Annotated in this window: 26 protein-coding genes; 20 read left to right on the top strand and 6 right to left on the bottom strand. The window is 31.5% G+C overall.

Annotated features, from left to right (window positions below; genetic code table 11):
* Positions 1–327 precede the first annotated feature (327 nt).
* Both LQ677_RS11020 and LQ677_RS11015 read left to right on the top strand, forming a co-directional pair.
* Positions 328–627, top strand: a complete 300-nt coding sequence (locus LQ677_RS11020; RefSeq protein WP_239705786.1) for a DUF3467 domain-containing protein — start codon at positions 328–330, stop codon at positions 625–627.
* A 130-nt stretch (positions 628–757) separates the two neighbouring features.
* Entirely contained in the window at positions 758–1,006 is a 249-nt protein-coding gene (locus tag LQ677_RS11015; RefSeq protein WP_239705787.1) for a hypothetical protein, read from the top strand.
* A gap of 29 nt (positions 1,007–1,035) precedes the next feature.
* Here LQ677_RS11015 and LQ677_RS11010 read toward each other — a convergent pair whose 3' ends face one another.
* Together LQ677_RS11010 and LQ677_RS11005 are read right to left on the bottom strand one after the other, a co-directional pair.
* Positions 1,036–1,536 (bottom strand): hypothetical protein, encoded by a 501-nt coding sequence (locus LQ677_RS11010; protein ID WP_239722859.1) that lies wholly within the window; start codon positions 1,534–1,536, stop codon positions 1,036–1,038.
* Positions 1,537–2,258: 722 nt separating this feature from the next.
* On the bottom strand, positions 2,259–4,181 hold the full coding sequence (locus LQ677_RS11005) for an ABC-F family ATP-binding cassette domain-containing protein (protein WP_239748831.1): 1,923 nt from the start codon (positions 4,179–4,181) through the stop codon (positions 2,259–2,261).
* Between the two features lie 162 nt (positions 4,182–4,343).
* Between LQ677_RS11005 and LQ677_RS11000 the strand changes: the two genes are divergently transcribed.
* The 8 genes from LQ677_RS11000 (at position 4,344) to LQ677_RS10965 (ending at position 11,452) form a co-directional block, all read left to right on the top strand.
* A complete protein-coding gene (locus LQ677_RS11000; RefSeq protein ID WP_025905057.1) occupies positions 4,344–4,976 on the top strand; it encodes a redox-sensing transcriptional repressor Rex in 633 nt (210 codons plus the stop codon).
* A gap of 11 nt (positions 4,977–4,987) precedes the next feature.
* Positions 4,988–5,212, top strand: coding sequence for a twin-arginine translocase TatA/TatE family subunit (gene tatA / locus LQ677_RS10995; RefSeq protein WP_025905058.1), 225 nt, complete (start codon positions 4,988–4,990; stop codon positions 5,210–5,212).
* A 74-nt stretch (positions 5,213–5,286) separates the two neighbouring features.
* Positions 5,287–6,066: a twin-arginine translocase subunit TatC gene (gene tatC, locus LQ677_RS10990; RefSeq protein ID WP_049320457.1), complete on the top strand. Its 780-nt coding sequence runs from the start codon at positions 5,287–5,289 to the stop codon at positions 6,064–6,066.
* 125 nt (positions 6,067–6,191) lie between these two features.
* Positions 6,192–7,259, top strand: coding sequence for a YeeE/YedE family protein (locus LQ677_RS10985; RefSeq protein WP_037589605.1), 1,068 nt, complete (start codon positions 6,192–6,194; stop codon positions 7,257–7,259).
* 18 nt (positions 7,260–7,277) lie between these two features.
* Positions 7,278–7,502, top strand: a complete 225-nt coding sequence (locus LQ677_RS10980; protein ID WP_025905061.1) for a sulfurtransferase TusA family protein — start codon at positions 7,278–7,280, stop codon at positions 7,500–7,502.
* 126 nt (positions 7,503–7,628) lie between these two features.
* Positions 7,629–8,582: a LacI family DNA-binding transcriptional regulator gene (locus tag LQ677_RS10975; RefSeq protein ID WP_126477687.1), complete on the top strand. Its 954-nt coding sequence runs from the start codon at positions 7,629–7,631 to the stop codon at positions 8,580–8,582.
* A 65-nt stretch (positions 8,583–8,647) separates the two neighbouring features.
* Positions 8,648–10,129: a glycoside hydrolase family 32 protein gene (locus LQ677_RS10970; RefSeq protein ID WP_239748830.1), complete on the top strand. Its 1,482-nt coding sequence runs from the start codon at positions 8,648–8,650 to the stop codon at positions 10,127–10,129.
* A gap of 189 nt (positions 10,130–10,318) precedes the next feature.
* Entirely contained in the window at positions 10,319–11,452 is a 1,134-nt protein-coding gene (locus tag LQ677_RS10965; protein WP_204188884.1) for an SdrH family protein, read from the top strand.
* Between the two features lie 866 nt (positions 11,453–12,318).
* On the opposite strand, the gene LQ677_RS10960 is transcribed toward LQ677_RS10965, so the two are convergent.
* Positions 12,319–14,019 carry a M3 family oligoendopeptidase gene (locus LQ677_RS10960; RefSeq protein WP_239748829.1) on the bottom strand — a complete coding sequence of 567 codons (1,701 nt, stop codon included), beginning with the start codon at positions 14,017–14,019 and terminating at the stop codon, positions 12,319–12,321.
* A gap of 113 nt (positions 14,020–14,132) precedes the next feature.
* Between LQ677_RS10960 and LQ677_RS10955 the strand changes: the two genes are divergently transcribed.
* Positions 14,133–15,560 carry a phosphate--AMP phosphotransferase gene (locus LQ677_RS10955; RefSeq protein WP_204188886.1) on the top strand — a complete coding sequence of 476 codons (1,428 nt, stop codon included), beginning with the start codon at positions 14,133–14,135 and terminating at the stop codon, positions 15,558–15,560.
* Positions 15,561–15,959: 399 nt separating this feature from the next.
* Here the strand turns inward: LQ677_RS10955 and mroQ are convergent, their stop codons facing one another.
* Positions 15,960–16,730 (bottom strand): intramembrane glutamic endopeptidase MroQ, encoded by a 771-nt coding sequence (mroQ, locus tag LQ677_RS10950; RefSeq protein WP_025905067.1) that lies wholly within the window; start codon positions 16,728–16,730, stop codon positions 15,960–15,962.
* A 173-nt stretch (positions 16,731–16,903) separates the two neighbouring features.
* Here mroQ and groES point away from each other — a divergent pair, with 173 nt between their 5' ends.
* The 3 genes from groES (at position 16,904) to LQ677_RS10935 (ending at position 19,550) form a co-directional block, all read left to right on the top strand.
* Positions 16,904–17,188 (top strand): co-chaperone GroES, encoded by a 285-nt coding sequence (groES, locus tag LQ677_RS10945; RefSeq protein ID WP_025905068.1) that lies wholly within the window; start codon positions 16,904–16,906, stop codon positions 17,186–17,188.
* A 43-nt stretch (positions 17,189–17,231) separates the two neighbouring features.
* Positions 17,232–18,857: a chaperonin GroEL gene (groL, locus tag LQ677_RS10940; protein WP_037589599.1), complete on the top strand. Its 1,626-nt coding sequence runs from the start codon at positions 17,232–17,234 to the stop codon at positions 18,855–18,857.
* A 129-nt stretch (positions 18,858–18,986) separates the two neighbouring features.
* Positions 18,987–19,550 (top strand): GNAT family N-acetyltransferase, encoded by a 564-nt coding sequence (locus LQ677_RS10935; protein ID WP_196307705.1) that lies wholly within the window; start codon positions 18,987–18,989, stop codon positions 19,548–19,550.
* Between the two features lie 31 nt (positions 19,551–19,581).
* On the opposite strand, the gene LQ677_RS10930 is transcribed toward LQ677_RS10935, so the two are convergent.
* A complete protein-coding gene (locus LQ677_RS10930; protein WP_239748828.1) occupies positions 19,582–20,100 on the bottom strand; it encodes a methylated-DNA--[protein]-cysteine S-methyltransferase in 519 nt (172 codons plus the stop codon).
* 115 nt (positions 20,101–20,215) lie between these two features.
* On the opposite strand from LQ677_RS10930, the gene LQ677_RS10925 reads away from it, so the two are divergent.
* Positions 20,216–21,028, top strand: coding sequence for a MetQ/NlpA family ABC transporter substrate-binding protein (locus LQ677_RS10925; RefSeq protein WP_239748827.1), 813 nt, complete (start codon positions 20,216–20,218; stop codon positions 21,026–21,028).
* A gap of 50 nt (positions 21,029–21,078) precedes the next feature.
* On the opposite strand, the gene LQ677_RS10920 is transcribed toward LQ677_RS10925, so the two are convergent.
* On the bottom strand, positions 21,079–21,255 hold the full coding sequence (locus LQ677_RS10920; RefSeq protein WP_239748826.1) for a hypothetical protein: 177 nt from the start codon (positions 21,253–21,255) through the stop codon (positions 21,079–21,081).
* A gap of 164 nt (positions 21,256–21,419) precedes the next feature.
* On the opposite strand from LQ677_RS10920, the gene LQ677_RS10915 reads away from it, so the two are divergent.
* The 5 genes from LQ677_RS10915 (at position 21,420) to pmtB (ending at position 25,434) form a co-directional block, all read left to right on the top strand.
* Positions 21,420–22,703: an aminotransferase class I/II-fold pyridoxal phosphate-dependent enzyme gene (locus LQ677_RS10915; protein WP_206166846.1), complete on the top strand. Its 1,284-nt coding sequence runs from the start codon at positions 21,420–21,422 to the stop codon at positions 22,701–22,703.
* Positions 22,704–22,860: 157 nt separating this feature from the next.
* Positions 22,861–23,238 carry a PSM export ABC transporter transcriptional regulator PmtR gene (gene pmtR, locus LQ677_RS10910; RefSeq protein ID WP_025905075.1) on the top strand — a complete coding sequence of 126 codons (378 nt, stop codon included), beginning with the start codon at positions 22,861–22,863 and terminating at the stop codon, positions 23,236–23,238.
* A 1-nt stretch (position 23,239) separates the two neighbouring features.
* Positions 23,240–24,115 (top strand): phenol-soluble modulin export ABC transporter ATP-binding protein PmtA, encoded by an 876-nt coding sequence (gene pmtA, locus LQ677_RS10905; protein WP_159315385.1) that lies wholly within the window; start codon positions 23,240–23,242, stop codon positions 24,113–24,115.
* Positions 24,116–24,772, top strand: a complete 657-nt coding sequence (locus LQ677_RS10900) for an ABC-2 transporter permease (RefSeq protein WP_239748825.1) — start codon at positions 24,116–24,118, stop codon at positions 24,770–24,772.
* A complete protein-coding gene (gene pmtB, locus LQ677_RS10895; protein WP_239748824.1) occupies positions 24,769–25,434 on the top strand; it encodes a phenol-soluble modulin export ABC transporter permease subunit PmtB in 666 nt (221 codons plus the stop codon). The genes LQ677_RS10900 and pmtB overlap by 4 nt, the downstream gene beginning before the upstream one ends.
* The last annotated feature ends 11 nt before the right edge of the window (positions 25,435–25,445 follow it).

Here is a 25,445-nt window from a genome sequence, read left to right as displayed (position 1 = left end):
TTGATTTAATACCTAAAGTGTAGTATTACTATATATAAGCACTTATATAGTGCTGGATTTTCATATATAAATAACCATTAACTTGCCCTGTCACTTTTTTGTGATGGGGTTTTTATTATGTTACAATGATTATAGGTTTGTTTCTCTTCCAAATATAAACAAATCTAATTAAGTTATCCTATGCCCTATCACAATAGTGGTAGGGTTTTATTTTTCAAAATACATTTTAGTTTTATAACAAAAAATTGTTCGATACATGTTCCGCCTTTTGTCCGATTTAATTTTAGTGTAATATGTATTTAATTAGACTAAAAAGGGGTAAAGAATATGGAAGAAAAAAATATTGAAATGAGTTTTACTAAAGAAGACGATTATATTCATGGTGAAAACTTTTCTATGTTTTATGCTAATTCGTTAGATGTACAAACTAGTATTACTGATTTTATTGTAAATTTTAAGCAAAGCACACCAAATGGCTTTCTTGATAATCAAAAAATAATTATGAATCCAAGTCTCGCTAAACAACTTAAAAATGCTCTTGAGCTAGGATTAAGAAGACATGAAGAAATACATGGAGAGGTAAAAGATATAGACACCCTTCAAGTTGAAATGAGTAATTTCTATTAAGAAGAATGATAATATTTATGTTATAAATAATCATCCTAAGTATAAGAAATATGGGGATAATTCTACAAGAACGTATACTTTAAATAAACAGACTGGTACTTTAGGCTTTCAAGAAGTGGAGGTAGATAGTATGAGTACAGATTATATAACTAGACCAGAATTCGAAGAACATAAAAAGCATATGGATACTAGATTTGATGGTATCGATCAAAAAATAAATTCTACAAAAGAAGTAATATCTAGAGATATAAAAAATGCAGTATCTGATTTAAAAATTGAAATAAATGATAAAAAAGTTACATCAAAGCGTTTTTGGATAGGTATTAGTGTACCAGCAATAATTAGTATTGTTGGTGTGGTATTACAATTTTTTACTTAAGTATAACTAAACCCACCTTAATTGGTGGGTTATTTATATGGATTGTTTTTAATATATTCTTGAGCCTTTTCTTGATTACCACCTGCAGCATTTATTGCTTCATATTGTTCAACTATTTTGTAATCAAAGTCTTTACCTAAACCATTTGCAATGTTTGTACGTGCAGTTTGTATAGTGCCATCATATTCTTTTTGTTCTCTACTTCCCTCAGGTAATGCATCTCTATTTAGTGTCATAAGTCTGAATGCATAATTTTTATCAGATAAGTGAGGTAAGTATTCGGGCTTTTCTTCTGACACTTCGTTGTTATCCTCTGCTATTTGTTCACTATTCATACTAGTATCGTTTTCGACAGTTTGATGTTGTTCATTAACACTGGTTGATACTTCATCCTTTTTTGTTATTGTGTTCTCATACACCATAAACGCAGCAAAAGATAATCCTATCATCAAAATAGCTATAACTAATAAAGACATTATAACTTTTAAAATGTTCATTCTACCATTCCCTTCATTTGTTTGAACTTCCATTATTATAATTTTACTCTATCTCCACAATACAATCCATATTTAATAACACTTTCTCACCATTCTCTAGTACCTCTAACTTGCTATGCTCACTATCAAACTTATTAATTTCACACTCATTAAACACCTCATATAGAATTAATAGTCACACTATAAGAACAAGTATTATTTTGATAGAATTTGATTCCTAATAGCAGCCTCATTTTTAACAAATCCCCAAGTCTCCGACATATTTTTTAAAATCTCATATTTAGCAAGCTCTTTTAATTCTAAGTGTGATGGTACTTATCAACAAACCCTATCTTACTTGTCCAAGTGACAATTGTGAATAAGTTTAGCTTCCGACAGTTGTTCCGACAGTTTAGGTATAAATAGGGGGTAAATAGGGATAAAATAAACATTTTGTTCGTATAAAAACGAACGCTTAAAAATCAATATAAAGACCGTTGTTATAAGGTTTTTAACGTATTCATGATAAAGTCAATACAGAACATTTGTACTTGTGCACAAGTTAACCACATTTTGTGGATAACATTAGTATAAGTTTTTAAATATTTGTGGATAAAATAGTTGATTCAGATCGATATTTTACATTTTACTTGTGGATAACTAGGATAACTTTGTGGATTACTTGAAAAATAAGACTTTTTGATGTGTATAAAGATGTGTTTAATTATTTCAGAAAAAAACGACTGAGGTGTAAAATTTACCTCAGTCGTTTTTCGTTAATTTAACTTACTTTCAAGTTCTTCCCATTTTTCCATGTTTTCTTCGAGCAAACGTTCTGCTTCAACTCTTAAGTTATTAATTTCATTACTTTTTTCAATATCATTAAATATCTCTGGTAACGTCAGTTGATGTTCATAGTCAGAGATTTGTTCTTCATATGTGGAAATATTATTTTCAATTTCTTCTAACTGTCTTTCGAGTTTACGCTTTTCTTTTTTTAGTTGCTTTTGATTTGCGTAATATTGATCGTCTTTAGGCGTTTCAGTAGATTGGATGTCTTCTTGTTCATAACGACTAATAGCCTCACGTTGTTCTAGCTTTTCTAAATAATATTGGTAATCGCCTCTAAATAATTCATTTCCATTTTGTGTGATGTGGAAAATATTATTTGCTAGTTCGTTAATAAAGTAACGGTCATGTGATACAAAGAGTAATGTACCTTCAAAATTTTGCAAAGCTTGTTCCAACATTTCTTTAGAATCGATATCTAAGTGGTTGGTAGGTTCATCTAGAATGAGGACATTGTTTTTTTCTAACATGAGTAAAGCGAGTTGAAGTCTAGCTTTTTCTCCACCAGATAAATCATTGATGACTTTTTTTACTTCTTCTTGAGTAAATAAAAATCTACCTAAAATCGTTCTTATATCTTTCTCAGGCATATGTGCATACTGATTCCAAACATAGTCTAAGATTGTCATATTAGAAGTGAATTCTGCTTGTTTTTGGTCGTAATAACCAATTTGAATATTAGAACCATAAACAATATTCCCACCTAAAGCAGGTATTTTTTGAGCAATTGTTTTAATCAACGTAGATTTACCAATACCATTTGGACCAATTATCGCAATACGATCATGTCGCTTCACTTCTAAGTTGATAGGTGGTGTAATACTTTTAGAATAACCGATATCTAAATTTTGAACTTTAAGGACATCTTCACCAGTAGCTCTAGTTATTTCAAAATTTATTTGTGCACTTTTAGCATCAAGTCTCGGCTTTTCGATTCTTTCCATTCTTTCTAGTACTTTACGACGACTTTTTGCCATGCCGCTTGTTGAAGCACGTGTAATATTTTTTTCGACAAATGTTTCTAACTTTTTAATTTCACTTTGTTGTCTTTCATATTCAGCCATGACTTTTTCGTAATGTGCATCTCGTTCTTTTAAGAACCTACTATAATTACCGACATACTTTTTAACAGAACCTAAAGCGACATCATATACTTGATTGACTATTTTATCTAAGAAGTATCTGTCATGACTGATAATAACAATTGCACCTTTAAAGTGTGTTAAATAATTCTCTAGCCATTCAGTCGTTTCCATATCTAAATGGTTGGTAGGTTCATCGAGTAACAGTAAATCAGGTTCACTTAATAACATTTGAGCCATAGATAATCTTGTTTTTTGGCCACCGCTAAATGATTGAATTTGTCTATCAAAGTCAGATTCTTTAAAGTCTAAACCTGTTAATACGGTCTTAATTTTGCTTTCGTAATTATAGCCATCCATTAATTCATATTGATTAGATAACGCTTCGTATTGTGACAATTTTTCTTTATATATGTCTTGGTCATATTCATCAGCATGAATACTTAACCAATCTGTTAAAGTTTTCATTTTATCTTCAATATTGATGACGTCTTTAAATGGTTTTTTCATTTCATTCATAACAGTGTCATTAGAATCTAATGTCATTTGTTGAGTAAGGTATCCCATCGTAACTTGTTTACCTTTAGAAATATTTCCTTCATCATACGACTCAACACCAGCGATGATTTTCATTAATGTTGTTTTTCCCGCGCCATTTCTACCAACAATAGCGATTCTTTCACCGGTTTTTACTTCGAAATCTACATCAGAGAATATAACTTCTCCATCATAAGATTTCTCTAATTTATTTATTTGTAAAAGTATCATGTTTACACCTCTCTATTAGTTATTATTTTACATGAAAACGAGTGATAATTGTATGTAAATCACATACAATATTTATATAGTTATTTTACGTGAAGTTTGTTATAATTAAGCCATTAGATGTGAACGCAATCACATTATTTTATATTGGAAAAGGTGAGGATTTTGGCAAAGAATGATGTGAAGATCCCTAAAGCAACTTTGAAACGTTTGCCTCTTTATTATAGATTTGTTAGCACATTGCATAATTCTGGCGTAGATCGTGTTTCATCGAAAGAATTAAGTGAAGGACTTAAAATTGATTCAGCTACTATTCGTCGAGATTTTTCGTATTTTGGTGAATTAGGTAAAAAGGGTTATGGTTACAATATTAGTTATTTACTTAAATTTTTTAGAACAACGCTTGAACAAGATGATATGACTAAAGTCGCAATCGTTGGTGTTGGTAATTTAGGTACTGCACTTGTGAATTATAACTTTACTGTTAATGATAGAATGCAAATTGTAGCTGCTTTTGATCAATCAGAAGATATCATTGGTAGTATGGTTGGTAAATTAACTGTGGATAGTATGGATGATTTTGAAAAGGTAGTTGAAGAAGTAGGTATACAAGTTGTAATATTAACAGTACCACAACAAGCAGCTCAAAAAGTTGCGGATCGTATAACATCTTCGGGTATTACTGGTATTTTGAATTTTACACCTCAAAGAATTAATGTACCTGAGAAAGTGCAGGTTCATCATATAGATTTAGGAATTGAATTACAATCTTTAATCTTCTTTATGAAGAATCAATAGGAGGGTATCAAATGGAAGCTTTAATGTTTATTAACACACTTGGTATTTCAGGACCAGTCAGTTTATTATTTATAGGGGTAGTTGCATTAATTATATTTGGACCAAAGAAATTACCACAATTCGGTAGAGCAATGGGTTCAACTTTGAAAGAATTTAAAGATGCGACTGATGGCATGACAAACTTTGATGAGAAGAAAAGCACTCCAGAAGATGGCAAAGATAAAGAAGTTAAATAGAATTTTATTTAACAGATGTTCCCAAGAATGTGGCGGGTTTCCTGCCACATCTTTTTTAGATTGGAGGTAAGACCGTGGATAAAGACAATTTAACATTTGTCGAACACTTAGAAGAACTTCGTGGACGTATTATGATTATTGCATATTTCCTTGTTGGTGGTCTCATCGTTGGCTTTTTCGTAGCTAAACCCGTTATTTTTTATATAACAAATGATGATTTTACACAAACATTAGAACTCAATGCATTTAGAATAACGGATCCATTAACGATATACATAACAATGATAATTGTGATTGCATTTATCATTGTATCGCCTGTCATTTTATATGAATTATGGGCATTTATATCTCCAGGTTTACATCCGAAAGAACAAAAAGTGACATTAAGTTATATACCATTTAGTTTAATTTTATTTGTAGGTGGTTTATTATTCTCATACTTTGTGATTTTTCCGTATTTAATTTCGTTTACAATGGGATTAGCTGATGATATGGGGATTAAGCAAACAATCGGGATTAAAGAGTACTTTAGTGAAATGTTTAAATTTACCATACCATTCGGATTTGTCTTTCAATTACCTATTTTATTACTATTTTTAACACGATTAGGTATCGTTACACCAATGTTTTTAAAGAAAAATAGAAAATATGCGTATTTTATTTTACTTGTTGTGGCTGCGTTAATCGCACCACCTGACTTTATGACACATATGTTGTTTACATTACCAATGATTTTACTTTATGAAATCAGCATTGTTATTTCAAAAATAGGCTATAAAAAATATTTAAAAGCCGAACAAAAATTAATGGAAGAAGAACTTGGGATGGATGAAGATGATAAGGAGCAGCTGTAGCTTATTGCTATGGCTGTTTTTTTATTGAATTGTCTGATATTTGTAATCAAATGTTAACTTGAATATGTGTTGTATATGATATATTATTATTCCTATCATTGTAATAGGAATAAGGAGTTGTTTATATGGTTTGGATGATTATAAGTGGACTTATAGTCGGAATATTACTTGGCTTTGTTATGCAAAGAACACGTTTTTGTTTAACAGGCGGGTTTAGAGATATGTATGTACAGAAAAATAATAAAATGTTTTATGCTTTATTAATTGCAATCTCTATTCAAAGTATTGGATTATTTACACTAGTAGGATTAGGTGTATTTAAGCTAGAAGCAGAAACATTTCCATTAGTAGGTACGATATTTGGATCTTTTGTATTTGGTATCGGAATTATCTTAGCTGGTGGATGTGCGACTGGGACTTGGTATAGAGCAGGCGAGGGATTAATTGGAAGCTGGATAGCCTTAGTATTATATGGTGTAACAGCAGCAATTATGAAATCTGGACCATTAAACCCTGTTCAAGAAAAAATTAATTCATATAGTGTTGTTAACTCAAATATGGCAGAAACACTTAATGTACCTGTATGGGTATTGATTGCTATTTTAGTGATTGTTACAGTTTATTTTGTTACAAAAACACTAAAAAAACCAAAAGTAGCAATTCCTCAATTAAAACAAAAATATACAGGTATTCGTCATATCTTATTTGAAAAAAGATATCACCCGTTTGCAGCTGCAATTGCAGTAGGAATAATAGCATTAATTGCTTGGCCAATGAGTGCTTCAACAGGAAGAATTGCTGGCCTTGGTATTACAACACCTTCAGCAAATATCGTACAATACTTAGTTACAGGTGATGCTTCATTAATAAACTGGGGCGTATTTTTAGTACTTGGTATATTTATCGGTTCATATATTGCAGCAAAAGGTTCAAGAGAATTCAAATGGAGAATGCCAGATACTAAAACAATAAGAAACAGTGTTATCGGTGGTGCTTGCATGGGTGTTGGTGCATCATTAGCAGGTGGCTGTTCAATCGGTAATGGTTTAGTTTCAACAGCAGCTATGAGTTGGCAAGGTTGGGTTGCTTTACCATCAATGATTTTTGGTGCATGGTTTATGAGTTATTTCATCTTTGTTAAACCTAGAAAAGCAAGACAAACAAAAGCACAAGTTAGCACACAAAGTATTTAATAAAAGGAGTCAATATATATGGTACATGAATTAGGTACAGTAGGAATGGTATGTCCGTTCCCATTAATAGAAGCACAAAATAAAATGGATGAATTACAAGTAGGCGAACAATTGAAAATTGATTTTGATTGCACGCAAGCGACAGAAGCACTTCCAAATTGGGCAGCAGAAAATGGCTATCCAGTTACGAATTATGAACAACTTGGAGATGCTTCATGGACAATAACAGTTGAAAAACAATAAATTATATTTAACCTAGAAACAAAGACATTTGGCTTTGTTTCTAGGTTTTTTTGTTTAAAACTGTATTTTATTTATAAAGTATTGGAAACGGTTTTATGATAAAATAAATCACTGAGAGGTGTATACATGAAGACGATTAAAGATATTGCTAATATGGCAGGTGTTTCTAAAAGTACAGTTTCTAGATATTTAAATGGCGGCTCCATTAGTAAAAGTACAAAAGAAAAAATACATAAAGTAGTAGAAGAAACAGGATATAAACCGAATCAATTTGCTCAAAGTTTAAAGGCTAAGAGAACAGGTCTGATCGGTGCAATTGTACCTAGGCTAGATTCTTATGCAACAACTGAAACGTTAAAAGGTATTGAAACAACTTTACTTAAACAAAATGTTCAAACAATGATTGTGAATACAGATTTATCAAAAGATAGAGAAATTGATTCTATTTATATGTTAGCTAAGCGTAAAGTGGACGGCATTATTTTGATGGCAACGAACATTTCTGAAGAACATATGAAAGCAATTGAGTCAGTTGAATGCCCGATTGTTATTGTTGGTCAATCTCATGAATCACTTTTATCGATTGTTCACGATGATTTCCAAGCAGGTAATCAAGTTGCAGAATGGTTATTGAAACATCAAAAGCACAATATTACATATATCGGTGTTTCTGAACATGACATTGCAGTCGGTAAAACTAGAAAAGAAGGTCTGTTTATTCCACTAAAGGAACAAGGCATCGAACCAACATTTATTGAAAGTAGTTTCAGTATTAAAGATGCACAAATATTAGGTAATGATATTAAGTTAAGAGAAGACGAAGTAATTGTCGCAGCTACGGATAATATAGCTTTAGGTATATACCATACACTTTTAAAAAGAGAAGTTGATATGCCAACGATTATTGGATTTGGCGGAAATAAGATGACAGAAATTGTGGCACCACATATTGGGACTGTAAAGTTTAATTATTATTTAGCTGGTGAGACAGCAGTTCATGTATTAAATAAAAGTATTAATCACGAAACGGTAGAAAAATTAAATATTATTGAAACACAATTTGAATGGTTAAAAAATTAAGCCTTCCAAGTATGCTAAAATATATATTATGGAACCGGTCTAAATCGGATGTAAGGAGAATGATAATGGTAAAATGGACACGAGAAGAAAGATATAAAAAATTATCAGACATATCTGATGAAGAATATAATGAATTAATAGATAAAGTGAATGCGTCAAAATGGCGTCAAACTTTTCATATTCAACCAAAAACAGGATTGTTAAATGATCCAAATGGTTTGGTTTATCATAATGGCGTTTATCATATATTTCATCAATGGTTTCCGCTTGGCGCAGTACATGGTTTGAAGTATTGGTATCATTATACAAGTAAAGATTTATTAGAATATAAAGATGAGGGAATCGCTTTAGCGCCTGATACAGAGTATGATAGTCACGGTGTATATTCGGGTAGTGCCTTTGATTATGATGGTAAGTTATATTTAATGTATACGGGAAATGTGCGTAATGAAAATTGGGATCGTAAATCTGTCCAAATGATTGCTGAACAATTGGAAGATGGTACTTTTAAAAAGTTTGATCAACCAGCTATTCCAAACAAACCAGAAGGATATACTGAACATTTTAGAGACCCTAAAGTATGGTTTGAGAACGGAAAGTACTACGCAATATTTGGGATTCAAAGAGAGAATGAAACAGGTACGGCTGTTATATATGAATCTGAAAATATTCAAGATTGGAACTTTAAAGGGGAGATTGAAACACAACTGCAAAACTTCGGTTATATGTGGGAATGTCCAGATTTATTTAAGTTAAATGATAAAGATGTATTTATCTTTTCACCTCAAGGTATTGAAGCGGAAAATAACCAATTCGAGAACATCTATCAATCTGGTTATTTAATTGGTGATTTTGATATAGATACGTTGAAGTTTGACCACCAAGACTTTGTTGAATTAGACCAAGGATTTGACTTTTATGCACCACAAACATTTTTAGATGAACATGGTGATAGAATTTTAATTGGTTGGATGGGACTTCCTGAAATAGATTATGCTACAGATGAAGAAGGTTGGGCACATTGTTTAACGATTCCAAGAGTATTAACAATTGAAGAAGGCAAACTGAAACAAAGACCTTTAAAAGCACTAGAAAAATTAAGAACAAATAAAGAAACTGCTGAAGGTTATGCTAATAAGCATTCAGTTAAACTTCACCCATATGAAGGTAAACAATTTGAATTAATGATTGAGATTTTAGAGAATGAAGCTAGCGAAATATACTTTGATTTAAGAGTTTCTAAAAAATGTTCAACACAAATTATTTATAATACACGTTCTAAACAACTTACTTTAGATCGATTTGAAAGTGGTATTGTGAGTGAAGCGGTTGAGAAGACAACTCGTACAACAACGTTAGATAACGACTTAAAAGAACTGAGAATTTATAGCGATACATCTAGTTTAGAAATTTTCGTTAACGATGGTGAAAAAGTATTAACAACGAGAATATTCCCTGATGAAGATGCTGTTAATTTCAGAACTTCTACAGAGTCTGGCCAAGTTTACTTGAAGTTTACGAAATATGACTTACAACTAAATAATTAAATGAATCAAAAACACTTGTTGTTCTGATACAGCAAGTGTTTATTTTAATATCAGTAAATTGTAAGAAATATGAATAAGTTATTACAAAATATTAATTCTGTGTAACATATGGCGTTCAAGCATAGAAAACAAAGAAACATTCCTTTATACTTTAACTATTAATTAATGTAGAGGAGGGGAAGAATTTTTATGAAGATATTTAAAAATGCTATGATTTCAACATTACTATTATCTTCTATGGCATTTGGAGTAGCACACGGGAATAATACAGATGCAATAGAAAGCAATGAATCTAGTACAAAAGATACTTCTCCGAACACAACTCAAGAACAATCGAATCAAAATATAGAAGCACAGCAATCCAAAGAAACTGATTCAAATAGCGAACAAAATAGTAAAACTGAGGAAACAACTACTGAACCGAAGTCAGAAGAAGATTCAAGCACTGAGGAACAGTCATCAGAAGAACCTACTAGAGATAAAAAGTCTGAACAAAAATCAGATGAAAAGCCAAGTAAAGAAGAACCAACAACAGAAGAACCAAGTACAGAGCCGAAATCAGATCAGAAACCAAGTACAGAAGAACCGAAGACTGATGAAAAGCCTAGTACAGAGGAGCCATCAACAGAAGAACCGAGCACTGAAGAGCCAAAAACAGATGATAAACCAACAACAGAAGAGCCAAGTACTGAAGAGCCAAAGACTGATGATAAACCAACTTCAGAGGAACCAACAACTGAAGAGCCAAGTACTGAACCAAAGTCTGGTGAAAAACCGAGCACTGAAGAACCTTCAAGTAATGATAACAATCATCAAGTACCACCACCGAACCAATCCAATAGTGGAAAACCATCTTCTGAAGAACCTAAAACTAATGAACCAAATTCAAATACCAATAACGAACAAAATGTAAATCAATACAAACAAACAATGCCAGCATATCCAAATACAAATGAAGTAGGGGATGGATATTACAATCCGCAATACACTGATGAAAAGGCGCCTAAATTTATACCTGGCCATTCAGAAGCGTATTATAGTAAATTGGATGAAGATGTACTAGCGCTCGTAACAAGTAAAGTTGGTAGTAGACCTGATTTAGCACAGCCAAAATTTAAAAAGACTAATAAAACGACGGAAACAACTTCTGTAGATGATGATGATACTAAAACAGAAACAACTCAAACAACGACAGAAAGTTTTGAAACAGCTTCTGACGACAAAGGTATTTCTAAACCATTCATCATTGGTATTTCAATCGCAATTGTACTAGCATTAGGAGCCATCATATTATTCATAATGCGAAGATTTTCAAAATCATAAATATAATAAAAGTATAAGTGAGTCTGGGACAGAAATGTTCTAGACTCTTTTTCATATTTTTAGAAATAGGGAGGCTGAACATTGCAAGTGAGGCGTGACAAGCAATGTTGGAGGTCTGAATATTGCAAGTGGAGCGTGACAAGCAATGTTGGAGGTCTGAATATTGCAAGTGGGGCGTGACAAGCAATGTTGAGAGGCTGAATATTGCAAGTGAGTTGTGACAAGCAATGTTGGAGGTCCTTGTATTTATCAAGACAGGCGAAACAAGATAAATATGGACTTTGTATTTATCAAGACTAGTGAAACAAGATAAATATGGCCTTTGTATTTATCAAGACTGCCCAAACAAGATAAATAGCCGCTTTCTATTTATCAAGACTGGTAAAACAAGATAAATAGGGGCATTGTATTTATCAAGACTGCCCAAACAAGATAAATAGCCACTTTGTATTTATCAAGACTGGTAAAACAAGATAAATAGGGGCATTGTATTTATCAAGACTACCCAAACAAGATAAATAGGAGCGTTGTATTTATCAAGACACATCAAACAAGCAACATAGAACTCCTGTATGTTGCAAGACATACCAAACAAGCAACATAGAACTCCTGTATGTTGCAAGACACACAAAACTAGCAACATAGAGATTCCGTATGTTGCAAGACATACCAAACTAGCAACATAGACAAGACACACCAAACAAGCAACATAGAAGCTCTGTATTTTGCAAGACACACCAAACAAGCAATATAGAAACTCCCACTAATATTGATTTTTCCAAATAAAAGAGACTGGCACATAATGTAATGTCTCAGTCTCTTCTAGTATCTTGGAAGTAGACTTCTGTCCAGCTCCCACCTTTTTATTAAAATTCACTTTGATCAATATTCTGTGTTGCTTTGTATAATGTTTCTATAATGGATTTTACAGTACCTTCTTCAAATGGAGATTGTAACTGAACAGATGCCATAATATCAATAAATGATTGTGAACCGCCGATTTGACATATTTTTAAGTAATCAGACCATGCTTGATCTGGATCAGCTTCTTGTTTAATGAAAAATTGCATTGCACAAATTGTCGCTAATGTATAATCAATATAATAAAATGGTGATGCAAAAATATGACCTTGTCTATGCCAGAATGCACCATTTTCAAGATGTTGAATATTGTCATAGTCTACACTTGGGAAGTATTTATTTTCTAAATCTGACCAAGCTTTTCTTCGTTCTTCTGAAGAAATGTCTGGGTTCTCATAAACAAAGTGTTGGAATTCATCCACTGCTACACCATATGGTAAGAATTTAATATTGTCTTCTAAGTGTGCTAATTTAAATTTATCCGTATCTTGTTTGAAAAATAATGACATCCATGGATAAGTTAAATATTCCATACTCATTGAATGAATTTCACATGCCTCTGATGTAGGGAAGTAATATTCTGGAACAGAATACTTCAAGCTTTCATATACTTGGAAAGCATGTCCAGCTTCATGTGTCATAACTTCAATATCACCTTGTGTGCCATTAAAGTTTGCGAAAATGAATGGTGATTTAAAATCATTTATGATTGTACAATATCCACCACTTTCTTTTCCTTTTTTAGCTTCTAAATCAAATAATTGTTTATCAATCATAAAATCTATAAAATGACCAGTTTCTTTAGAACGTTCATGGTACATTTTTTTAGCATTTTTCACGATTTCCTCTGTTGATATTTGTGGTTTAGGCGATCCCGTTTTAAAAGTGAAATTATTATCGTAAGCTTTTAAACTGTCAACGCCAATACGTTTTGCATGCTGTGATTTGATGTCTTCAGTAATAGGTACGACATGTTCTTTAACTTGCTCTCTAAAAATTTTTACATCATTTGCGTCGTATCCAATTCTTTGCATTCTATCATAGCCAAGTTGAACAAAGTTCTCGTATCCTAATTTTAAAGCTATTTCATGTCTTGTTTTTACAAGATCATCATATATACGATCTAAATCCTCTAGATGATCTGCAAAAAACTGTTCTCTTGCTTTAAAAGCATCTTTTCTAATTTCTCTATCTTCATTGATTAAGTACTTACTGAATTGTGATAAGTTCAAATGTTCGCCGTTATATTCAATATCTGCTGAAGCAATTAATTTATCATATTCGCTTACTAATTTATTTTCTTTAACAAGTAAGTCATTAATAGAAGGATTATATGTATTGAGAGCAACTTCTGCTAAAGAAAATAGTTGTTGTCCAAAATGCTCAATTAAATCATTTTTAAATTTAGATTTTAATAAAGATTGATAGAATAAGTGGTCTAAATGTTGTATTTTAGGCATTGTTTCATCAAAGAAATCTCTTTCTTTATTATAATATTCATCATTTGTATCGATAGATGCTCTTATGTAAGCTAGGTTATAATGCGTATCTGTATGGTTTCTAATCTTATTAATTTCATTAATCGCCTCAATTGCTTGATCGACCGTTTCTGCATTATCGAATTCATTTAATAATGATTTGGTTTGTTTTTCTTTTTCTTCAATATTGATTTGTTCATATTGATAATCTTTAAAAGTTAACGTCATGTTAAAACCTCCCTTAATAAATTTATTATAACATTTCTTTGTTATAATTTTATTGAAAATTGCGAAAATAAAGGTAAAAGCATATAATATGAAATGAAAAGAGGTGTATATAAATGACTAAAAATAATGAACAATTATCTTTAGAAGTAGCAGCATTAACGAGGAAGACAAAAGAACTTGGAATTCCTATCATGATTGTATTTGAAGGTGTTCCCGCATCAGGTAAGACGAGACTATCAAATGAACTTCTTTTAACACTTGATGCTAAATACACACACTTTGTACCGATGAAATCACCTTCAGAAGACGATCTAAGATATCAATTTTTACAGAAGTATTGGAACAGTTTACCTTCAAAAGGTGATATCAATATTTATTTTAGAAGTTGGTATGCATATTATATAGAATATCAAGCAAACAAAATAAAGCATTCTATATACAATAAATATCATGCTTTACGCAGACAAATCAAAGACTTTGAAGCTATGGTCCAAGATGATGGCTACGAAATTATTAAGTTTTATATTGAGATTAGCGATAAAAAGAGAAAAGAACATTTAAAAGAAATGAAAGAAAATCCATTAACAAGTTGGAAAGCACAAGAATATGAAAGTGCCATTAATGATGATGTATATCATAAAGAAATGCATAAAATACTTAAAGCATCACCTGATGAATGGGAAATCATTGATTATACTGAAAGAGAAGAAGCTATCAATTTGATGTATAAACATATCATCGATCGATTGAACAACGCGATTAGACTACATAAAAAGAAAGACAAAGTAATTGATGGCGATTTTACGGAAGAGTTTAAAACAGACCTATTTGATCAATCTATAGATAAAGTAAGTAAAAAGACATATAAATCACTTATTGGTGACTTACAAGATAGACTGAAAGAATTGCAATTTGCATTATACGAAAGAAAAATTCCGTTAATATTAGTGTACGAAGGTATGGATGCAGCCGGTAAAGGTGGCAATATTAAAAGAGTTAGAGAAAAATTAGATCCAACCGGTTATGAAGTAAATGCAATAAGTGCCCCAACAGACGTTGAGTTGAATCATCATTACTTATGGAGATTTGCTAAAGATATGCCTAGAAGCGGACATATTGAAATATTCGATAGAAGCTGGTATGGAAGAGTATTGGTAGAAAGAGTAGAAGGATTTGCTACTAAAAAAGAATGGAAACGTGCCTATGAAGAAATCAATCAATTTGAGAAAATGTGGACAGACGAAGGTGCAATTATTCTAAAATTCTTCTTAACTTTAGATAAAGATGAACAATTAAGAAGATTTAAAGAAAGAGAAGAAACACCAGAAAAACAATGGAAAATTACAGACGAAGATTGGCGAAATAGAGAAAAATGGGATCAATATATCGAAGCAAGTCATGATATGATTAAATTAACAAACACAGATCATGCACCATGGCTTGTCGTACCAGCTGACAATAAAAAATCAGCTAGAATCGAAGTTATCAAATACATTATTAAAAAATGTGAAGAAGTATTATGGGGCGTTAAACAATATTAGAATATGTTAGGGACAGAATTCCGAGAAATGTCCGTAAGAGAGGTCGTTAGGGACAGAATTCTGAGAAATGTCCGTAAGAAGTGTCGTTAGGGACATAATTCCGAGAAATGTCCGTAAGAGGTGTTGTTAGGGACAGAATTTGGAGAAATGTCTCTATATGAGCGCGCATCTAATTACCAGAATTCAGAATAATGGAAGTTACAGCGTTCTAACAACCACAATTCGGAATAATGGAAGTTACAGTGTTCTAATTACCACAATTCAGAATAATGGAAGTTACAACGTTCTAATTACCAGAATTCAGAATAATGGAAGTTAGCCGCCCTCCAAATACAAAAAAATAAGCATATCACTTAAGACTGAGTTCATCAGTTCGGTGATATGCTTATTTATTTACACTTAGCTATACATGCTTAAGATTGTATGATAAATCAGTTGTGAAATTTGAGATTGTTTCTCTAATTGTTCGTTTACTTGATCTTTAAATACAATTTGTCCTAAAACAACTATTCCGTTCATTCCCATATGTGCAACCATTGGTACGATGATACGTTTCGTTAATACATAAAGGCCGCTAAATACAGTTCCCATTACAACATATATTAATGTATGTTCTGGATCTGAATGTGCTAATGAGAAAATAAAAGAACTGACTAATACTGCTACGATAAAGCTTAACCACTTAGGTGCTTTAATCATATTGTATATTTCTCCGAAAATTAATTTACGGAATATTAATTCTTCTAATATTGGACCTGCTAATACGATATAAACGATTAATATATGTGATTGTTGTGCAATCTTCATGAGATTTTGAGTATTACCACTTTCTACTGGTTGATTAAATATATATGTATTAATCAAAGCGGCGATGATTTGTCCAAGCATGGCCATTATAATACCTGCAACACACCAGAAAATCACGTATACCCATGGTTCTTTCTTCTGTTGTTCTAATCGAGTTGGATTTTTAATATTTGAGTTCATATACCATAATAATAAAACAGTAATGATAGCTGTTGTTGCCATCCATGTTAAGCTGATTTCTAATCTTGTGACTTTAGATAATCCTGAATCAGCGTATAAACTATTTGGAATAATTGCGATTGTTTGTACAACACCAAATAGTAATAGGGTAGCAATATTAACAGTTAATCGATTAAATTGCATTTTCAATTCCTCCAAAAATAAACATGTAAACATTGTACCTTATTTAGCAGAAAAAGAGAAAAATTTAAGTTATATTGCTTGTAATTTTGACCAAATTTGATTATTATAAAAATGTAGTTAGCACTTAAGTATAAAGAGTGCTAACATTATTAGCGCCAAGGAGGATTTTATAAATGTTAAAACCATTGGGAGATAGAATTATTATTGAGAAAACAGAAACAGAACAAACTACAGCTAGCGGGATTGTATTGACAGATTCAGCTAAAGAATCGTCTAACGAAGGAAAAGTTGTTGCTGTTGGACCAGGTAAGCGTCTAGAAGATGGTACAAGACTTACTGTAGATGTTGCTGTAGGTGATCAAGTTGTATATCAACAATACGCAGGAACAGAAGTTAAACGTGATAAAGAAACATATATTATCCTTTCAGAAGATGACATTTTAGCAGTTATTGAATAATTTAGATAATATTTTTGAAGATATTTTATGGAGGTTTTTATAAATGGCTAAAGAACTAAAATTTTCAGAAGACGCTAGACGTTCTATGCTTGCTGGTGTTGATAAATTAGCAAATGCAGTTAAAGTAACTTTAGGACCTAAAGGACGTAACGTCGTTTTAGATAAAAAATTCACTTCACCATTAATCACAAATGATGGTGTTACAATCGCTAAAGAAATTGAATTACAAGATCCATATGAGAATATGGGTGCTAAATTAGTTGCAGAAGTTGCGAACCAAACAAATGATGTTGCAGGTGACGGTACAACTACAGCAACTGTCTTAGCTCAAGCGATGATTCAAGAAGGTTTAAAAAACGTAACAAGTGGTGCAAATCCAGTTGGTATTCGTGAAGGTATTGATAAAGCAGTTAAAGTAGCTTTAGAAGAATTACACAATATCTCACAACCAGTTGAGAAAAAAGAAGAAATTGCACAAGTTGGTTCTATTTCTGCTGCTGATGAAGAAATTGGTAAATTTATTTCAGAAGCAATGGAAAAAGTAGGTAATGACGGTGTTATTACAATTGAAGAATCTAAAGGATTCAGCACAGAATTAGAAGTTGTTGAAGGTATGCAATTTGATAGAGGATATACTTCTCCATACATGGTGACAGATTCAGACAAGATGACTGCTGAATTAGAAAATCCTTACATCTTAATTACAGATAAAAAGATTTCTTCATTCCAAGATATTTTACCTATCTTAGAAAAAATCTTACAAACAAATAGACCAATTTTAATTGTTGCTGATGATGTTGATGGAGATGCATTAACAAACTTAGTATTAAACAGATTACGTGGTACATTCACAGCAGTAGCAGTTAAAGCGCCTGGATTTGGTGACCGTCGTAAAGCTATGTTAGATGACTTAGCAATTTTAACTGGTGGTCAAGTGATTACTGATGACTTAGGTTTAGACTTAAAAGAAACAACTTTAGATATGCTTGGTGAAGCAGGTAAAGTTCAAGTTACTAAAGACGACACTACAATTGTTGAAGGACAAGGTGACTCAGTAAACATCGACGCTCGTGTTGGTCAAATTAAAGCTCAAATTGAAGAAACAACTTCAGACTTTGATCGTACGAAATTACAAGAACGCTTAGCTAAATTAGCAGGTGGCGTTGCAGTTATTAAAGTAGGTGCTGCAACTGAAACAGAATTAAAAGAACGTAAATTAAGAATTGAAGATGCTTTAAACTCTACACGCGCTGCAGTTGAAGAAGGTATTGTAGCAGGTGGTGGTACAGCATTAGTATCTATTTATAATAAAGTAGCTGAAGTTGAAGCAAAAGGCGATGTACAAACTGGTGTGAACATTGTGTTGAAAGCTCTTGAAGCACCATTACGTCAAATCGTTGAAAATGCTGGCTTAGAAGGCTCAATTATAGTTGAAAAACTTAAAAACGCTGACGAAGGTATTGGTTACAATGCAGCAACAGACGAATGGGTAAATATGTTAGACGCAGGTATTGTCGATCCAACAAAAGTTACACGTTCAGCACTACAAAATGCAGCATCTGTAGCTGCAATGTTCTTAACTACTGAAGCAGTAGTAGCAGACATTCCAGAAGAAGAACCAGCAGCACCAGATATGGGCGGCATGGGCGGAATGCCAGGTATGATGTAATTCGGTGAATATAACCGACATTACAAACTAAGAGATATGTATAATCCCCTTTCTAAATGTTATTAAACCATATGGAAAGGGGATTTTTATGTTAAAATGAATCTAATTTGTATTAAAGGAGTAGAAAATATGATTAGACCTGCTGTTAAAGAAGATGCAAAAAAATTAAGTGAGTTAATGTTTATGATTTGGCATGATATGGAGCTACCTTTAGTTGTTCAAAATGATAAAGAAACTGTTTTAAGATTACTTGAACAAGCGAGTGTTGAAAGTGAATATAGAAACCATTATAAACATAGTCAAGTATATGAAGTCGATGGAGAAGTAGCAGGCTTTCTTAATTGCTATAGTGGCAGTGACGAAAAACAACTTGAAGAAAATTGGCACAATATTGCATTTAAAGATTCATTTAAATTAGAAGGAACGCCGTTACCTGAACAAGAAGCGGATAATGGTGATTTATATATTGATTCAGTTGCGGTCTTTTCAGAATATAGAGGTAGAGGTATTGCCTCTAAACTTATAGAAGATGCTTTTGTACGAGCTAAAGAAAGAGGGTTTAAGCAAGTATCATTAAATTGTGAATTTGATAATGAAGGTGCAATGAAATTATATGAAAAACTTGGTTTTAAACCATCATATGATCGAAAACTAAGCGGACATGACTACAAATATATGATTAAACATTTATAACAAATTAAAAAAGTAACATCGGTTGAAAATATTAGCCGATGTTACTTTTATTTTTCTCAATATCAAGCAAGATTTCTTTACGCTCTATGCCACTAGAATATCCACCAATTGATCCATCAGCAGCTATCACACGGTGACAAGGTACAAGAATCGTAATAAAGTTCTTACCATTTGCATTAGCGACAGCACGAAAAGCAGTAGGTTTACCGATATTTTCAGCTAACTGCTTATAAGATATCGTCTCGCCAAACGGAATATCACATAAAGCACGCCACACTTTTTGTTGAAAAGGTGTGCCAAAGTTAAAATATATAGGTGTTGTAAAAGTAGAAAGATTACCTTCAAAATAAAGAGCTAATTCTTCCTCAAGTTTATCTAAAACATGATTACTTTCATCATTAATTTCTGAATTAAGTTGTTTACGTACAATATGTAATTCTTCTTCTAACGAAGGCTTATTCGTAAAATGTAACATTAATAAATACTCATTATTAGCAATTGCTAACATTTCACCAGCGCTCGTTTGAATTAACTTTTGATATAAAGCCATAATCATCACTCCTAAAGAGAGTTTAACATATAAAAATTTGATTGACTTTAGATTACTAAATGATAATATAATAATTAAACAGATGAGTTTAGTCGGAATTGAGGGAGGACTTTTTATGAAAAGATACATATTTTTAGCTTTGACACTTATTTTATCAGTTGTGGTAGCGGCTTGTGGAAATAATGATGACAAAGAAAAGAAGGAAATTACTATTGCTACATCACCGGGACCATATAGTGAGTTGTTTTTGAAAGGTATTAAACCTGAACTAGAGAAGAAAGGTTATACTGTTAAAGATAAAGACTTCACAGAATTACTTCAAGCTGATGTTGCTTTGCAAGAAGGTAGTGTGGATGTTAACGTTGATCAACATAAAGCGTATATGGATACGTTTAATAAAGAAAGAGATGCTGATTTAACGAATATTACTAAAATACCAACTGTGCCTGCACAAATATTCTCTAATAAAAATAAAAATCTTAAAGGTATTAAAAAGGGAGATACAATAGCTATACCACAAGATCCATCAAATGCAGCTAGAGCGTATCGTTTATTAGAAAAAGCAGGATGGATTAAATTAAATGCAGATAAAAATGATATTAAAATCACGAAGAAAAATATTTCTGATAATCCAATGAATCTTAATATTAAAACGATGGATTCTGTAAATATTCCTAGAATTTTAGACGAAGTTGATTATGCAGTTATACCAGGTTCAATTGTTTACGCTTCGAAAGTTGATCCAGCTAAAGGACTTCTAAAAGAAGATTTAGTAGAAGATTTATATTTACAAGTTGTTGTAGATAGTAAAAATAAAGATGCTAAATGGGTTAAAGATATAAAAGAGGCATATCAATCAAAAGGATTTAAGAAAGTATTAGATAAAGAAAATAAAGATGATTATTGGAAAATACCAAAGCAATCATAATATAAATATAGAGACTAGGACATTACCTTATGTTCCAGTCTCTATATTTTTTACTTCTTTTTATTAGCTTTTTTACGGTCGCCATTTCTACTTATAAATGCGGCTATTAAAAATAATATTGAAGAGAATGTAAATTGAATGCCTGAGTTGCCGCTTATTTGAATGCCTATTCCGATAATTAAGCAGATTATAGCTAACCCAACGAGAACTTTTGTAATTGTAGACATATGTTTTGCTCCTTTACTTTATTTATTATATCAATTATTTCTTTGTTATCCAAAAAGGGATGATTTTCTAAAATTAAATGATGAAATTTAGTGAACACACTTTTAATTTTCATAATTCTCGTCTAGTATAGAAGTATCATAACAATGAAAGAGGATGACTTTCTATGAACCCACTAGCATTAGAATTAAATGAACAACTGAAAAAAGAATATCCTGTTGTATTAGATATGCTTTCCGATTTAGGTAAATCTATTTATTATCCAAAGGGTATTTTATCACAATCTGGAGAAGCAAAAGGTACTAAGTATAATGCAACAATCGGTATGGCAACTACTGATGAAGGTATTATGTACACAGATGCTTTATATAATCAATTTGGTGACCAAGATCCAAGTGATATATTCCCATATGCACCGCCACAAGGTGATGAACGTTTACGTACATTATGGCAACAGAAAATTTTAAAAGACAATCCTGATTTAAGTGCTGATGATATTTCTAAACCAGTCGTAACAAACGCATTAACACATGGATTATCTTTAGCTGGAGATTTATTTGTAGATGCCCAAGATACAATTTTATTACCTGAACATAACTGGGGTAACTATAAATTAGCTTTTGGTGTAAGACATAGTGCGAACATTGAAACTTACAAAGCATTTGAAGAAGATGGTAGTTACACTTTAGAATATTTCAAACATGCTTTAGAACAATATAATAAAGAAAAAGTTATTCTCGTGTTAAACTTCCCAAATAACCCAACTGGTTATACACCAGTAGTTGAAGAAGTTAAAGAAATGGTTGAAGCTATTAAACAATTAGCTGACAAAGGTACGCAAGTGATTACATTAGTTGATGATGCTTATTATGGATTGTTCTTTGAAGATGTTTATAAACAATCTGTCTTTACAGCATTAACAGCGTTAAATCACGAAAATATTATGCCAGTTAAAGTTGATGGCGCAACTAAAGAATACTTCTCATGGGGCTTCCGTGTTGGTTTCTTAACATTTGGTAGTCAAAATGAAGTTGTTAAAGATGTATTAGTTGCTAAATTAAAAGGTTTAATTAGAAGTAACTTATCAAGTTGTTCTTTACCTAGCCAAACTGCAATAATTCATGCAATGGAAGATCCTTCTTTCCAAGATCAAGTTGATCATAACGTGAATATTCTAAAAGAAAGATATGAAGTAACGAAAGAAGTCGCATATCGTGATGAATTTAAATCATTATGGACGCCATATGCATTTAATTCAGGTTACTTTATGGCACTTAAAGTGTTAGATGTAGATCCTGAGCAATTGAGATTACATTTAATTGATAAGTATAGTATCGGTATTATTGCTTTAAATAAAACTGATATTCGTATTGCATTTAGCTGTATTGAAAAATCTGATATAGAACATGTATTTGAATCTATTGCTAAAGCAATCAATGACTTAAAATAATAAAATCAAACAGAGTGTGTATATACAATGAGTATACACACTCTGTTTTTTTTGTGTCTAAGAACATTGATTTATAAGCTTTTTAGTAAATGAGTTTGACAAATATGTATATAGTGTATATACTGTTTATACACAGTTAAAGAGAGGGAGGTTAAACATGAAGATTCTACTTCAAAATAATAGTAATCAGCCAATTTATGAACAGATTAAAGAACAAATCAAAGCACAAATATTACAAGGTAAAGTAGAACCGGGTGCTTCATTACCTTCTATGAGAGAGCTAGCAAGTGATTTAGGCGTCAGTTTAATAACAACTAAACGTGCTTATGTTGATTTAGAACAAGAGCAATTTGTCACGACGATAAGAGGGAAAGGTACTTTTGTAAAATCACAAGATCCCTCAATCATGAAAGAAAAACAATTTATTGTCATAGAGGATTTAGCAAGAGATTTAACTAAACAAGCAAAGTTAATCGGAATGGATGTTAAAGAACTCAATGAAATCGTTAATTTGATTTATGAGGAAGGTGAATAAAATGGACAATGCGATAGAAGTTAAAAATCTAAATTTTAATCATAAAAATCTTAAATTATCAGATGTTAACTTTGAAGTACGTAAAGGTTATGTAACAGGATTTATTGGTGCGAATGGTGCAGGTAAAACAACGATTATTCGTATTATTATGGGTCTACTTAAAGAACAAAGTGGAGATTTAAAAATACTTGGAGAATATTTAAGTGAGAACCCAGTTGATATTAAAAATAAAATCGGCTTTGTCTATTCTGAATTATATATGTATGAAAAATGGAATATTAAAACAATCGAGAAAGTCATCAGTAAATATTATAAACAATGGGATCACGAAATATTTCAAGGTTATATTAAAGAATTTAAATTACCTTATAAACAAAAGATTAAGCAATTTTCAACAGGTATGAAAATGAAATTGTCATTAGCAATCGCATTAAGTCACCATGCTGAACTCTACATTCTAGATGAACCAACTGCAGGACTTGATCCAGTCGTACGTAATGAAGTGCTTGAAATTTTACAAAGAGAATTAATAGATGAAGAAAAAACAATCTTTTTCTCGACACATATTATTTCAGATTTAGAGAAAATCGCTGATTATATTGTCTATTTGAAAAATGGATCCATTGTTATTAATGAAAGTGTAGAAGATTTAACAGATGGTTATCGAATTATTAAAGGAGACCAATCTATACTTGATGATGAATTAAGATCGTTATTAATCAGTGTGAAAGAAACGAAAACAGGTTTCTCAGGATTAACAAGACAAAGTTCAGTATTTGTTGAGTTATTTGGAAATGAAGTAGTCGTTGAAACGCCATCAATAGAGGATATCATGGTAAGAATTGAGAAAGATCAATTCGATAAGGAAGTGGTATAAATGAAAGCTGTTTTCTACCGAAACTTTCAATATGAGAAAGGGTATTACTTACTTTATTTAATTTGTTTCGGATTAGTATTGTTAACGAAATTTACTGTGTCTTTTCAAAGTATAGAACTCATGAATGTATTAGCGGTATATTTTGTCGCAGTCGTTTCAGTTCATAGTATTAATCATGCGATATTTTTAAATAAACAAAGCAGTCAAATCTTTTATATGAGTTTACCAATTTCTAAAGTTGATATTGTAAGAGGGCATTATTTATATAATTTATTAGTAACAGGTATTTCATTTATCATGATTATGGTCATAGCATTCGTAAAGCAAGACACAATATTTATTCAAGCTGGGTTATTTATTGTAGCAACGAACTTATTTACGTTAAGCATCGTTTATCCAACATTTGCACATTTGAATATTAATCAATTCGGTGCTTGGATATTAGTTGCTATGTATGGGATATTTACAATGTTTTACTTTGGTATATATTCGAATCGAACTCGCCAATTTGCTGAAGTTTTAGGTTGGAAAATATTTCTATACTATACACCAACAATCATATTGTTAATCGTTGCAATCATATGGTCGATTCAGTTTAGTAGAGCTATCAAACTAGCTAAACAAGATCAAATTACGGTTTATGGAGGTATAAAATGAAGGCAATCTTATATAGAAACTTAATTTTATCAAAATCATACCTATATTTAATGTTAGTTACAGCATTGTTATTACCATTAATAGTCGTATTACCTCTTAATGGCTTTATTAAAATAGGTATATTAGGCATACTCGTCGTTATGATCCATATTGTGTTCTTAGTACCAATGTATTTTCTATTTAATAAAATCAATAAAAATCATTCTGAATATACATTTTTAAGTTTACCTGTTAAGCAATCAACAGTAATTAATGCTCATTATTTAACAGGATTAATATTTATTTTATTCACACAATTACTACTTGGTTTATGTACGATTGTAGCATTTTTAATACAAGAACCAGGTATGAAAATTTCATACGATCTTTCAGGCATGTGTTTAAGTATTGCAGGGAATTTGTTGACGATTAGTTTAATCTTGCCATTTGCTGAGTATAAAAGATTGATCAAAATTCCTATTATATTTTGGATGATTATAGTCGGGGTGATTGTACCAAACTCAATACAGTTTATAGATTATGTGCTTAAATTCTTCTCAGTACAATCGCATATATTCAAGACACACGACATGTCTATATTCTTAGGCTGTTCCATCATTCTATTTATCGTGAGTTATATCATTTCAATTAATAAAGCACGAAAGCATGCAATTACAATTTAAAGGAGAGGTGA

It is taken from the genome of Mammaliicoccus sp. Q-M61 (assembly GCF_022386055.1).
GTDB lineage: Bacteria > Bacillota > Bacilli > Staphylococcales > Staphylococcaceae > Mammaliicoccus > Mammaliicoccus sciuri_A.
Note: the sequence above shows the minus strand (reverse complement) of the source record. Positions and strands in the feature narration are given on the sequence as shown.